General features: G+C 73.9%; 11 protein-coding genes and 1 riboswitch. Of the genes, 7 read left to right on the top strand and 4 right to left on the bottom strand.

The features are described 5' to 3' along the window. Window positions 1-16 precede the first annotated feature (16 nt). The 4 genes from ABZ801_RS27480 to ABZ801_RS27465 form a co-directional block, all read right to left on the bottom strand. Window positions 17-1,678, bottom strand: a complete 1,662-nt coding sequence (locus ABZ801_RS27480; RefSeq protein ID WP_360702953.1) for an acetolactate synthase large subunit — start codon at window positions 1,676-1,678, stop codon at window positions 17-19. 100 nt (window positions 1,679-1,778) lie between these two features. After that, the gene (locus ABZ801_RS27475; protein WP_360702950.1) at window positions 1,779-2,795 is read right to left on the bottom strand and encodes an LLM class F420-dependent oxidoreductase; all 1,017 of its coding nucleotides are present in this window, start codon (window positions 2,793-2,795) and stop codon (window positions 1,779-1,781) included. Between the two features lie 167 nt (window positions 2,796-2,962). Next, the gene (locus ABZ801_RS27470; RefSeq protein ID WP_344952730.1) at window positions 2,963-3,163 is read right to left on the bottom strand and encodes a DUF397 domain-containing protein; all 201 of its coding nucleotides are present in this window, start codon (window positions 3,161-3,163) and stop codon (window positions 2,963-2,965) included. Further along, the gene (locus ABZ801_RS27465; RefSeq protein WP_360702945.1) at window positions 3,160-4,002 is read right to left on the bottom strand and encodes a helix-turn-helix transcriptional regulator; all 843 of its coding nucleotides are present in this window, start codon (window positions 4,000-4,002) and stop codon (window positions 3,160-3,162) included. Before ABZ801_RS27465 ends, ABZ801_RS27470 begins: the two co-directional genes overlap by 4 nt. Window positions 4,003-4,200: 198 nt before the next feature. Between ABZ801_RS27465 and ABZ801_RS27460 the strand changes: the two genes are divergently transcribed. From ABZ801_RS27460 to ABZ801_RS27430, 7 genes are all read left to right on the top strand, one after another. Further along, window positions 4,201-4,698 (top strand): ATP-binding protein, encoded by a 498-nt coding sequence (locus tag ABZ801_RS27460; RefSeq protein ID WP_360702943.1) that lies wholly within the window; start codon window positions 4,201-4,203, stop codon window positions 4,696-4,698. Between the two features lie 113 nt (window positions 4,699-4,811). Further along, window positions 4,812-4,968, top strand: a riboswitch (cobalamin riboswitch). A gap of 77 nt (window positions 4,969-5,045) precedes the next feature. Further along, window positions 5,046-7,088 carry a putative cobaltochelatase gene (locus tag ABZ801_RS27455; RefSeq protein WP_360702940.1) on the top strand — a complete coding sequence of 681 codons (2,043 nt, stop codon included), beginning with the start codon at window positions 5,046-5,048 and terminating at the stop codon, window positions 7,086-7,088. Window positions 7,089-7,090: 2 nt separating this feature from the next. Next, window positions 7,091-7,693 (top strand): cob(I)yrinic acid a,c-diamide adenosyltransferase, encoded by a 603-nt coding sequence (cobO, locus tag ABZ801_RS27450; RefSeq protein ID WP_360702937.1) that lies wholly within the window; start codon window positions 7,091-7,093, stop codon window positions 7,691-7,693. Between the two features lie 22 nt (window positions 7,694-7,715). Then, entirely contained in the window at window positions 7,716-9,065 is a 1,350-nt protein-coding gene (locus ABZ801_RS27445; RefSeq protein ID WP_360702934.1) for a cobyrinate a,c-diamide synthase, read from the top strand. Between the two features lie 46 nt (window positions 9,066-9,111). After that, window positions 9,112-10,323, top strand: coding sequence for a precorrin-2 C(20)-methyltransferase (cobI, locus tag ABZ801_RS27440; RefSeq protein WP_360702931.1), 1,212 nt, complete (start codon window positions 9,112-9,114; stop codon window positions 10,321-10,323). After that, on the top strand, window positions 10,320-11,138 hold the full coding sequence (cobM, locus tag ABZ801_RS27435) for a precorrin-4 C(11)-methyltransferase (RefSeq protein ID WP_360702928.1): 819 nt from the start codon (window positions 10,320-10,322) through the stop codon (window positions 11,136-11,138). Before cobI ends, cobM begins: the two co-directional genes overlap by 4 nt. Window positions 11,139-11,154: 16 nt before the next feature. Continuing rightward, entirely contained in the window at window positions 11,155-12,381 is a 1,227-nt protein-coding gene (locus ABZ801_RS27430) for a cobalt-precorrin-5B (C(1))-methyltransferase (RefSeq protein ID WP_360702926.1), read from the top strand. The last annotated feature ends 4 nt before the right edge of the window (window positions 12,382-12,385 follow it).

The raw sequence follows: 12,385 nt of genomic DNA, 5'->3' as shown, positions 1-12,385 counted from the left end.
CCGGAGCGGGGCGAGGTCAGAACGGGCCGGTGAGGTCGCCCAGCTTGTCGGTGAGCTGCAGGTTGTGGGAGTAGTCGACCGGGACGGTGACGACCGAGACCCCGTCGTCGCTGAGGGCCTTGCGCAGTGTCGGCAGCAGCTCGTCCGCCGACCCGACGCGGTAGCCCCGGGCGCCGAAGCTCTCGGCGTAGGCGACGAAGTCGGGATTGCGGAACCTGATGTGGGAGCTGGCCCCCAGCTCCAGGTCCATCTTCCACTCGATCAGCCCGTACGCCTCGTCCTCCCAGATCAGCACGGTGATCGGGACGTTCTCGCGGACGGCGGTCTCCAGCTCCTGGGAGTTCATCAGGAACGCGCCGTCGCCCGTGGCGGCCAGCACCCGGCGGTCGGGGTGGGCCAGCTTGGCGGCGATCGCGCCCGGCACGGAGAAGCCCATGGACGACAGGCCGTTGGAGACCAGCAGGGTGTTCGGCTCGTAGGTGGGGTAGAGGCGCGCCATCCACATCTTCACGGCGCCGGTGTCGGCCAGCACGACATCGTGGCGGCCCATGGCCGCGCGGATGTCGGCGACGACGCGGCGCGGCGACAGCGGGAAGCCGTCCTCGGCGCGGCCCTGCTCCAGTTCGGCGTGCAGCAGCTCGCGGATCCTGCGGCCGGTGCCGTTGACGTCGAACCGCCGGTGCACCGCGTCGGCGAGGGCGTGCAGCGAGCGCGAGATGTCGCCCTGGATGCCGACCTCGACGGCGTAGTGGTCGTCCACCTCGGCGGGGAACCCGTGAATGTGGATGATCTTCTTGTCGCCGTTCGGATTGATCTTCACCGGGTCGAACTCCTGCAGTTCGTATCCCACGGCGATGATCACGTCCGCCTCGTCGAATCCATGGTTCACGTAGTCGTGGCGCATGAACCCGAAGGCGCCCAGAGCGTTGGGATGGTCGTCGGGGAAGACGCCCTTGCCGTTGAACGTGGTGGCCACCGGCAGGCCGAGCGTCTCGGCGAAGTGCACGAGGGCCTGGCTCGCCCGGTAGCGGGTGGCGCCGTGCCCGGCCAGGACGATCGGCCGCCGCGCCATCGCCAGCACGTCGGCGGCGCGGGCGATCTGCGCCGGTGACGCGTCCTGGGGGCGCACCACGTTCACCGGCAGCGGACCCAGGTCGGCGGGCACCTTGGCGGCCTCCACGTCCTCGGGGATCGCCAGGTAGACGGCGCCGGGCCGTTCGGTCTGCGCGGTCTTGAACGCCTTGCGCACCATCTCCGGCAGGGCCTGCGCGGTCGGCGCCAGCTCGGCCCACTTGGTGATGGGACGGAACAGCGACACCAGGTCGACGATCTGGTGCGACTCCTTGTAGATGCGGTCCAGGCCGACCTGCGCGGAGATCGCCACCAGGGGCGTGCTGTTGGTGGTCGCGTCGGCCACGCCGAGCTGCAGGTTGATGGCGCCGGGGCCGAGGGTGGCCGAGGCGACGCCCGCGCGTCCGGTCAGCCGCCCGTAGATCTCGGCCATGAACGCCGCGCCCTGCTCGTGCCGCACCAGCACGTAGCGGATCGGGGAATCCTTAAGGGCGTCGATGAAGTGGATGTTCTCCTCACCCGGGATCCCGAAGACGTACTCGACGCCCTCGGCCTCCAGGGTGCGGACCAGCAATCGGGCTGCGTCGGCCTCGGCCTGCGCGGACATGGTGGAACCCTTCCCGGTGGGGCTGCGTCACTCACCCGCTGCAGCACCCCGGCGGACCCGCGCATTCCGCCCCCACCTATGACCTCGACGACAGCACGCCCTAGTGGACGAGGTCGCGGAGGGTGCGGAGGGTGGGTTCGTCGCGGACGCCGGCGATCAGGAGGGTGGTGACGGGGCTGTCGCGCCACAGCTGGAGGCGTTCCTTGACGCGGCCGATGGGGCCGAGCAGGGAGATCGCGTCGGCCAGCTCGTCGGGGACGGCCTTGATCGCCTCGTCGCGGCGGCCGTCCAGGAACAGCTCCTGGACGCGGGCGGCCTGGTCGGCGTAGCCGAGCCGGCCGATCAGGTCGAGGTGGAAGTTGCGGTCGCGGGCGCCCATGCCGCCGATGTAGAACGCCAGCGGGATCTTGGCGAACTCGAGCGCGGCGGCCAGGTCGTCGGTGACGATCGTGGTGACGGTGGCGGCGATCTCGAAGCCCGGCGGGCGGCCCGCCAGCGACGCGCCGAACAGCGGCTCGATCTTGGACGGGTCGACGAACAGCGGCAGCCAGCCCTGGGTGAGCTCGGCGGCGAGCGCGATGTTCTTCGGGCCTTCGGCGCCGAGGTAGATGGGGATCTCGGGACGCACCGGGTGCACGATCGACTTCAGCGGCTTGCCCAGCCCGGTGCCCCCCGGGTAGGGCAGCGGGTAGTGGGGGCCCGCGCTGGTCACGGGGGCCTCGCGGCGCCAGACCTGGCGCATGATGTCGATGTACTCGCGGGTGCGCGCGAGCGGCTTGGGGAACGGGACCCCGTACCAGCCCTCCACGACCTGCGGCCCGGAGGCGCCCACGCCCAGGATCAGCCGCCCGCCCGACAGGGCGTCGAGGGTGAGGGCCTGCATGGCGGTCGCGACGGGGGTGCGCGCCGACAGTTGCGCCACGGCGGTGCCCAGTCGGATCCGCTTGGTGCGGGCGGCGTACCAGGTCAGCGGGGTGAAGGCGTCCGAGCCGTACGCCTCGGCGGTGAACACCGCGTGGTAGCCGAGCCGTTCGGCGGCCAGCACCGTCTCGGTCTGGTCGTCGGGGTCGCGCTGCCAGTAGCCGACGTTGATGCCGAGCTTGAGGTCCGCGGTCACTGTGGCACCCTCCGGGGTCGTTGCGCACCGCGATACTAGAACAGGTTCTAGTTGGTGGGGAAGGCGGCTGCGGAGACGGATCGGGGCCGCGGCCTCGCGGCCACGGCCCCGGTCGGCGGCGCGTCAGCGAACCCGGGCAGGGAGGGCGGGCGGACGCGCCGGGCGGACTATGCGGTGCGTGCGGTGCCGAGCAGGGCCCGCCAGCCCTCCGCGGACAGGATCAGCGCTGGGCCGGACGGGTCCTTGGAGTCGCGGACCGCACACAGACCGTCCGGCAGCGCCGCCACTTCGACGCACTGGTCTCCGCTACCGCTGTATGAGGACGTGCGCCACTGGGCGCGGGCGAGATCGCGTTGCAGGTTGTTCACGGGCTGCTCCCTGCTGCCTCGACGATGAGGTGCGCGGAATCCTCGGGGGACAACGCCGCCTCGACGATGCGATCGAAGCGACGCCTGTGTACGCCTGTTTCCTCTGCGCTTTCGACGTAAACGTCACCCATGGTGCCTTCGACGTAGGCGATATCGGGGTCTGCCGGGTCCGGAAAGGAAAGGATCGTGAACCGCCCGTCGAGCCCCGCGTGCTCGCCCGCGCCGTACGGCAGCACCTGCACCGTCACGCGGGGTCGTTCCGCCATCACGGCCAGTGCCCTGAGCTGGGCGTTCATCACCGGAGCCCCGCCGATCGGCCGGTGCAGCACCGCCTCGTCCAGCACCACGTGCAGCAGCGGCGCGTTCGGCCGTTCGAGCAACTTTTGCCGTACCTTGCGCGCGACGATGCGGCGTTCGATCTCCGTGGACCCGGGCAGCATCCGCCCGGCGGTGATCACCGCGCGGGCGTACTCCTCGGTCTGCAGCAGCCCGTGCACCAGCTGCGGGTCCCAGGTGCGGATGTCGGACGCCTCGTCCTCCAGCGCGACGTAACTTCCGGCGAAAACGTCGGCGTAAGCGGTCCACCAGCCGCGCTGGCCCGCCTCGCGCGCCAGCGTCATCAGGGCGTCCCGGTCGGGGCTGGGCACCCCGTACAACTCCAGCATCCGGGCGACGTCGCCGACCTTCGGCCGGGTCTGCCCCGTCTCCACCCGCGACACCGTGGCCCGGGACCAGTCGAGCCGGTCCGCCACGTCCTGCAACGTCAGGCCCAGTTCCTCGCGCAGCCGGCGCAGTTCCCGGGCCAGGCGACGACCTCGTACGGTCGGCCGATATGTCATGAGGGCAGAGTCTGTCGTTTCGGTCGGCACCTCTCAACGCGATTGCCGAAGCCGGTAAGGGCAATCTCGCCAACGGTGTTGCGCAAATGAGATTCTCACGCGAGGCTTCATTGAAGTGTAACCACAGGGGGACCCACAGTAACGGGACGATTGATGACCGCGTAGTCGGCCGAGACCTTTCGATCGCGGGGAGGGCCCGTGCACAGCTCGTCAGAACTCATCCATGACACCTCGCCGCCGCGTGCGGTGCCGACCGAGGAGCCCGGCATCCGCGCGGGCTGGGCCTGGTCCCTGCCGCGCGGCCCGGCGTGCGCCCGCCATGCCAGGACGCTCCTGGCCGACGCGCTCGCCGACCTGGGGGTGCCCCGTGACCCGATCGCCGACGCCAAGCTGATGGTGAGCGAGCTGGCCACCAACGCCTACCAGCACGCCGCCGATTACGGCCCGCATGAATTGTGGCTGGCGGTCGATGACGACGCGCGGCCCCCCGCGGAGGTCCGCTGCGCGGTGTTCGACGCCTTCGTCGACGCCCGGCTGCCCGGCTATTCGTGGACGTCCGGTGACTGCGGCCGGGGCCTGAGCATCGTCGCCGAGATGTCGCGGGGCCGCTGGGGGCTGCTGCACACGCTGTCGCGTCTGGGGACGCCCGTGCCGGGCAAGGCGGTGTGGTTCGTCGTGCCCACCCGCGTCGCCTGACGCCCCAGCCCCCTGACGCCCCGGCCGTCCCGCGACCGGACGTAGGGCATTTCACGTGGTCGCCGCTTGGGTGGTTCCGGGTGGTATGTCATGCTGTGCAGTCGACGGACGCGGAGGAACCCGGTGTGAATCCGGGGCTGTGCCCGCAACTGTGACCGGGGAGTTCTCCCCCCGCGCAAGGCCACGGCGGCGACGCTGGAAGGCCGGGGGAGCGGTGCCGTCCCTGACCGGGACCGGTGCCGGAACGTCGATCCGGGAGCCAGGAGACTCCGGCCGTCGCAGCTGACCGCCACGGGCGTGGACACCCGAGGGGAAGGATGATGAGGCATGCCCCGTCTGATGGGCCGATGAGCCGCCCGGCCGCCGATGGGGGGACGACCCCCCACACTCCCCGCTATCCGTTCTCCGCCGTCGTCGGGATGGCCGATCTCAAGCTCGCGCTGCTGGTCAACGCGGTGTCGCCGGGTGTGGGCGGGGTGCTGGTGCGCGGCGAGAAGGGCACCGCCAAGTCGACGATCGTGCGGGCGCTCGCCGGGCTGCTGCCGCCGGTGCGGGTGGTGGACGGCTGCCGGTTCTCCTGCGACCCCGACGCCCCCGACCCCGCCTGCCCCGACGGCCCGCACACCGGGCACGACGCGCGGCGACGGCCCGCCCGCCTGGTGGAGCTGCCCGTCGGCGCGTCCGAGGACCGGCTCACCGGCTCGCTCGACATCGAACGGGCGCTCACCGAGGGCGTGAAGGCGTTCGAGCCGGGCCTGCTCGCCGCCGCGCACCGCGGGGTGCTGTACGTCGACGAGGTGAACCTGCTGCACGACCACCTGGTCGACCTGTTGCTGGACGCCGCCGCGATGGGCGAGTCGTACGTCGAGCGCGAGGGCGTGTCGGTGCGGCACGCGGCGCGGTTCCTGCTGGTCGGCACCATGAACCCGGAGGAGGGCGAGCTGCGCCCGCAGCTGCTGGACCGCTTCGGGCTCACCGTCGAGGTCGCCGCCACCCGCGACCCGGACGAGCGCGCCGAGGTGGTGCGGCGCCGGCTGCGCTTCGAGGAGTCCCCGGCCGCCTTCGCCGCCGCGTGGGCCGACGAGGAGGCCGCGCTGGCCGCCCGGATCGCCGCCGCCCGCGACCGGCTGCCCGGGGTGGAGTTGACCGACGCGGCACTGCGCCAGATCACGGCCGTGTGCGCCGCGTTCGAGGTGGACGGGCTGCGCGCCGACCTGGTGACCGCGCGGGCCGCGATCGCGCTGGCCGCCTGGCACGGCCGTACCGCGGTGAGCACCGAGGACGTGCGCACGGCGGCGCGCCTGGCCCTGCCGCACCGGCGCCGCCGTGACCCGTTCGACGCCCCCGGCCTCGACACGCGCAAGCTGGACGAGGTGCTCGACGAGCACGACGACCGGCCCCCCGAGCCCCCCGACGGCGACGGCCCGACCCCGCCCGGAGGCCCCGGCGGTGGCGGGCTGCCCGACACGTCCCCCGACGCCCCGTCGCCGGAGACCCCGGAGGCGGGCGGCGCCGACGGCGGTTCGGGTGCGGGCGGTTCGGGCGGCGCCGGTCCGCGGCGCGAGGACGAGCCCGCGCCCGCCGACGCCGCCTACAGGCCGCGCCTGTTCACCGTCCCCGGCACCGGCACCGGCGCGCCCGGCCGCCGCTCCAAGGCCCGCACCCCGCACGGCCGCGTCTCCGGCGCCCGTCCCGGCTCGCGCGGCCTGCATCTGACCGCCACGCTGCGCGCCGCCGCCCCGTACCAGCGCGCCCGCGGCCGTACCGGACCCGGCCTGGTCGTCGCGGCCGAGGATCTGCGCGAGGCGGTGCGGGACGGACGCGAGGGCAACCTCGTGCTGTTCGTCGTCGACGCCAGCGGGTCGATGGCCGCGCGGCAGCGGATGCGCGCGGTGAAGGGCGCGGTGCTCAGCCTGCTGCTGGACGCCTACCAGCGCCGCGACAAGGTGGGCCTGATCACCTTCCGGGGACGGGACGCCACGCTGGTGCTGCCGCCCACCTCGTCGGTCGAGGCGGGGGCGCGCCGCCTGGAGCGGCTGCCCACCGGCGGCCGCACTCCGCTGACCGCCGGGCTGCTGCGCGCCGCCGAGGTGCTGCGCGTCGAGCGGCTGCGCGATCCGTCCCGGCGTCCGCTGCTGGTCGTGGTGACCGACGGCCGCGCCACCCACGGCCCCGCCCCGTCCGCCGCCGCGGCCCGGCTCGGCGACGTGGCCTCCGTCGTGGTCGACTGCGAGTCGGGGCCGGTGCGCCTGGGGCTGGCGGCCGAGCTGGGCGGGCGGCTGGGCGCGGAGGTCGTCCGGCTGGAGCACCTGGCCGCCGGGTCCCTCGCCGGAGTCGTCCGGGGCGCCAGGACGGCGCCCGACCGCAGCGCCTGGAGAAGGGGAGCCTAGGCATGCCGCAGGGGAAGCCGGAGCAGGTGCCCGACGACGGGCTGACGACGCGGCAGCGCCGCAACCGGCCGCTGGTGATCGTGCACACCGGGCCCGGCAAGGGCAAGTCGACCGCCGCGTTCGGGCTGGCGCTGCGGGCCTGGAACCAGGGCTGGCCGATCGGGGTGTTCCAGTTCGTCAAGTCCGCCAAGTGGCGCATCGGCGAGGAGCGGGCGCTGCGCGTGCTCGGCGACAGCGGCGAGGGCGGCCCGGTCACGTGGCACAAGATGGGCGAGGGCTGGTCGTGGATCCGCCGCCCCGGCACCGAGGCCGACCACGAGGCCGACGCGCGCGAGGGCTGGGAGCAGATCAAGCGTGACCTGGCCGCCGAGACCTACCGGCTGTACGTGCTGGACGAGTTCACCTACCCGATGAAGTGGGGATGGGTGGACGTGGACGACGTCATCACCGCGCTCCGGGAGCGGCCGGGGCAGCAGCACGTGGTGATCACCGGGCGGGACGCCGATCCGCGGCTGGTGGAGTTCGCCGACCTGGTCACCGAGATGGGCAAGATCAAGCACCCGATGGACCGCGGCCAGAAGGGCCAGAAGGGCATCGAATGGTGAGCGTGCCCGCAGGGGGCCTGGCATGAGCGTTCCTCGTCTGGTCGTCGCGGCACCCGCCTCTGGGAGCGGCAAGACGACCGTTGCCACGGGGCTGATGGCGGCGTTCGCGGCACGGGGCCTCGCGGTGTCCCCCCACAAGGTGGGGCCGGACTACATCGACCCGGGGTACCACGCGTTGGCGACCGGACGTCCCGGCCGTAACCTCGACCCCTGGCTGACGTCCGAGGAGCTCGTCGCGCCGCTGCTGCTGCACGGCGCGGCAGGGGCGGACGTGGCGGTCATCGAGGGCGTCATGGGCCTGTACGACGGGTTCACCGGCGCCGGCGTGGACGACTCCGGGGGAGACTTCGCGTCCACCGCCCACGTCGCCGCGCTGCTGGACGCGCCCGTCGTCCTGGTGGTGGACGCGGCGGCGGCGTCGGGCCGTTCCGTGGCGGCCACCGTGCACGGCTTCCGTACGTTCGGGAACGTGCGGTTCGGCGGGGTCGTCCTGAACCGGATCGGGTCGGACGCGCACGAGCGGATGTGCCGCGACGCCCTGGCCGAAGTCGGCCTGCCCGTGCTGGGCGCGCTACGGCGTCACGACGACATCGCCACCCCGTCCCGGCACCTGGGGCTCATCCCGGCGGCGGAACGCGACGCCGACGCGGTCGCCACGGTGCGGCGCATGGGGGAGCTGGTCGCCGAATCCTGCGACCTTGACGCCGTCCTGGCAGTGGCACGTTCCGCCCCGCCTCTGCCCGCCGCCCCCTGGGAGCCCCCTGCCGCGGAGCAGGTCCAGGGGCGGCGGCCAAGGATCGCGGTCGCCGGCGGCCCGGCGTTCACGTTCGGCTACGCCGAGAACGAGGAGCTGCTGGAGGCGGCGGGCGCCGAGGTCGTCCGGTTCGACCCGCTGCGCGACGAGCACCTGCCGTCCGGCACGCGGGGCGTGGTGATCGGCGGCGGGTTCCCCGAGATGTACGCGGCGGAGCTGTCGGCCAACGAGCCGCTGCGTCGCGAGCTGGCGTCGTTCACCGGCCCCGTCTACGCCGAGTGCGCGGGCCTGCTGTATCTGGCGCGCGAGCTGGACGGCGCGCCGATGTGCGGGGTGCTGGGCGACGTGACCGCGACGATGGCCCCGCGGCTGACGCTGGGCTACCGGTCGGCGGTCGCGGTGTCGGATTCGGTGGTGGCGCGCACGGGCGAACGGGTGCGCGGGCACGAGTTCCACCGCACCGTCACCGACCCCGGCCACGGCTCCACGGCGGCGTGGCAGTGGTCGCCGTCCGGGCCGGAGGGGTTCGTGCAGGGCGCGTGCGTCGCGTCCTATCTTCACCTGCACTGGGCCGGTATGCCGCACTTCGCACAGAGAATGGTGGACTCCTGCCGATGACGCCGCCGATGACCCGGCCGATGCCCCGACCCGTGGGAGGCGGCACGTGAGCGCCTTCAGCGAGCCCGTCCCGCTCGAAGGGGAGCTGGTGGTGCTGCGCCCCTTGGCGGCGGACGACGACGCCGCGCCGGCCGAGGGGCACCTGCCTCAGCGGGACGGCACCGGCGCGCACTTCGCCGTGACCGACCGCGACAGCGGGACGCCCGCCGGGACGATCGGCCTGTCGCGCGTGGACCCGTCGCGGCAGACCTGCGAGGTCGGCCTTGCCATACGCCCGTCCTGGCGCGGACGCGGCTTCGCCACCGAGGCGTTGACCCTGGTCTCGCAGTGGGCGCTGCGCGCGTGCGGCCTGCACCGGGTCGAACTGCGCGCCCCCGGCACCGACCACGCCTGCCAGCGGGTGGCCGAGAAGGCGGGCTTCCGGCGCGAGGGCGTCGCGCGCGGCGCCGGACGCGGACCCGACGGCCGGCCGCACGACCAGGTCGTCTTCGGCCTCCTCCGCCCCGACCTGGACGACGCGCCGCGTGAGGACCCGCCGCGTCTGGTCGGGCTGGGCGTCGGGCCGGGCGACCCGGAGCTGGTCACCGCCAAGGCGGTGCGGATCCTGGGCGAGGCCGACGTGGTGCTGGTTCCGGTGATGGCACTGGACGAGGAGGGCCGCGCCGAATCGGTCGTCCGCACCTACACCGGCAAGGCCGAACGGGTCGTGTTCGCGTTGAACGACCGTGGCGGCGTCACCGGGCGGCGGGCGGCGGCCTGGGACGGGGCGGCCGACCGCGTCCTGCGCGCCTTCGCCGACGGCGCGCGGACGGTCGCGTTCGCCACCATCGGCGACCCCAACGTCTACTCCACCTTCACCTACCTCGCCCAGACGGTCCGCGAGCGGCGCCCGGACACGGTCGTGGAGACCGTCCCCGGCATCACCGCCATGCAGGACCTGGCGGCGCGTTCGGGCACCGTGCTCGCCGAGGGCGCCGAGTCGGTGGGTCTGGTGCCGCTGACCGGCGGCGTGGCCGCGTTCCGCGCCGCCCTGGACGCCTGCGACACGGTCGTGGCCTACAAGTTCGGCTCGGTCGCCGACGAGGTGATCGGCACGCTCAAGGACGCGGGACGGCTGGACGACGCGGTCTACGGCGCGCGGCTCGGCCTGCCCGGCGAGGACGTGCGGCCCGCCCGCGACGTCGGCGGGCCCGTCCCGTACCTGTCCACGCTGATCGTGCCCGGCCGCCGCACCACCCGAGGAGGAAAGATCGTATGAGGGGCCCACGGGTGACCGGCCGGGTGCTGTTCGTGGGCGCCGGGCCGGGCGCCGCCGACCTGCTGACGTTCCGCGCGGCCCGCGCCATCGCCGCCGCCGACGTGGTGATCTGGGCGGCCAGCCTGGTGCATCCGGACGTGCTGGAGCACGCCCGCCCGGACGCGGAGATCGTCGACTCGGCGACGCTGCCGATGGAGGGCGTCCTGCCGTACTACGAGCGCGCCGCCGCCGAGGGGCTCACCGTCGCCCGCATCCACTCCGGTGACCCGGCGCTGTGGGGCGCGCTGCAGGAGCAGCTCGACCGCTGCCGCGAGCTGGGCCTGGAGACCGAGGTGGTCCCGGGCGTCTCCAGCTTCAGCGCGGTCGCGGCGGCCGTGCGGCGCGAGCTGACCATCCCCGAGGTGGCGCAGTCGGTGATCCTGACCCGGCTGGGCGGCGGGAAGACGCCGATGCCGCCGGGGGAGGAGGTCCGCGAGTTCGCCCGGCACGGCGCGACCATGGCGCTGTTCCTGTCGGCGGCCCGGTCCGGGCAACTGCAGGACGAGCTGCTGGAGGGCGGCTACCCCGAGGACACCCCCTGCGTGGTGGCCTACCAGTGCACCTGGCCGGACGAGCTGATCGTCCGCTGCGCGCTGGGCGAGCTGGCCGCCACCATCAAGGCGCACAGACTGTGGAAGCACACGCTGGTGCTGGTCGGCCCCGCCCTGGCCGCCGAGGGCACCCGCTCGCACCTGTATCACCCCGGTCATTTCCACGGTTTCCGGCGCGCCGAGCCCGCGGCCCGCCGCCGGCTCAGGGAGGCTCGACGCCCATGACTCGCGGAGGGCGGCCATGAGCGACGACAGCAGGGAGCTGAGGGAACCGGACCTGCCGCGCACGATGAAGGTGCGGCAGAAGGCGTTGCGGACGGGGTGGACGACCGGCACGTGCGCGTCGGCGGCGGCCAAGGCGGCGACGCTGCTGCTGCGCGGCGAGGAACTGCCCGGGTACGTGGAGGTCGCGTTGCCGTCCGGCAACCGGGTCACGTTCCGGGTGGAGGAGACCGGCGTGGACACCGGGCGCGACCGGGCGCGGGCGGTGGTGGTCAAGGACGCGGGCGACGACCCCGACGTCACGCACGGCGCGCACATCACCGCGGACGTGTCGTGGCGGGACGAACCGGGCCTCGACCTGGACGGCGGCGAGGGCGTCGGCGTGGTCACCAAGCCGGGCCTGGGCCTGGAGCTCGGCGGTCCGGCGATCAATCCCGTCCCGCGCAAGATGATCACGCAGGCGGTGGCGGAGGCGCTGGCCGACGCGCCGCTGGACGGCCCGCCCGACCCGCGGGCGGTCGCCGACCCCGCCACCGGGCGGGGCGTCCGCGTGGTGATCTCGGTCCCCGACGGGGAGCGGATGGCGCGCAAGACCACCAACAAGCGCCTGGGCATCCTCGGCGGCATCTCCATCCTGGGCACGACCGGGATCGTCCGGCCGTTCTCCACCGCGTCGTGGCGGGCCAGCGTCGAGCAGGCGGTGTCGGTCATGGCGGCGCAGGGCGAGACGACGCTGGTGCTGTGCACGGGCGGCCGCACCGAGAAGGGCGCGATGAAGCTGCTGCCGCGCCTGCCGGAGGTGTGCTTCGTGGAGGTGGGCGACTTCACCGGGGCGGCGCTGCGGCGCGCGGTCGAGCACGGGCTGACGCAGGTGGTGTTCGTCGGCATGGCGGGCAAGCTCACCAAGCTCGCCTCCGGGGTGCTGATGACGCACTACACGCGCTCGCGCGTCGACACCGGGCTGCTCGGCGAGATCACCACCGCGATGGGCGGCCCGCCGGAGCTGGCCGAGCGGGTCGCCGCCGCCAACACCGCGCGGCACGCCTACGAGCTGTGGGAGGCGGCCGGGCTGCTGGGGCCGTGCGGGCGGGAGCTGTGCCGCCGCGTCGCCGGGGTGCTGGAGCGCTTCGCCGCCGAGGCCGCGGGCGACGGCAACAGCCCGATCGCCGCCCAGGTGGTGCTGGTCGACTTCACCGGCGAGCGCATGGTCGGCATGTTCGGGCGGATGGCGCGGCGGCCGCGGTGAACGC

Source organism: Actinomadura sp. NPDC047616, assembly GCF_040642915.1.
GTDB lineage: Bacteria > Actinomycetota > Actinomycetes > Streptosporangiales > Streptosporangiaceae > Spirillospora > Spirillospora miaoliensis.
This window is presented reverse-complemented; position numbering and strand designations above follow the sequence as displayed.

What these genes read in the sequence shown, in the direction of transcription:
- ABZ801_RS27465 (WP_360702945.1), bottom strand. Translation starts at nt 4,002, where the DNA reads ATGACATATCGGCCGACCGTACGAGGTCGTCGCCTGGCCCGGGAACTG.
- cobO (WP_360702937.1), top strand. Translation starts at nt 7,091, where the DNA reads ATGCCGCAGGGGAAGCCGGAGCAGGTGCCCGACGACGGGCTGACGACG.
- ABZ801_RS27480 (WP_360702953.1), bottom strand. Translation starts at nt 1,678, where the DNA reads ATGTCCGCGCAGGCCGAGGCCGACGCAGCCCGATTGCTGGTCCGCACC.
- ABZ801_RS27455 (WP_360702940.1), top strand. Translation starts at nt 5,046, where the DNA reads ATGAGCCGCCCGGCCGCCGATGGGGGGACGACCCCCCACACTCCCCGC.
- ABZ801_RS27445 (WP_360702934.1), top strand. Translation starts at nt 7,716, where the DNA reads ATGAGCGTTCCTCGTCTGGTCGTCGCGGCACCCGCCTCTGGGAGCGGC.
- cobM (WP_360702928.1), top strand. Translation starts at nt 10,320, where the DNA reads ATGAGGGGCCCACGGGTGACCGGCCGGGTGCTGTTCGTGGGCGCCGGG.
- ABZ801_RS27430 (WP_360702926.1), top strand. Translation starts at nt 11,155, where the DNA reads ATGAGCGACGACAGCAGGGAGCTGAGGGAACCGGACCTGCCGCGCACG.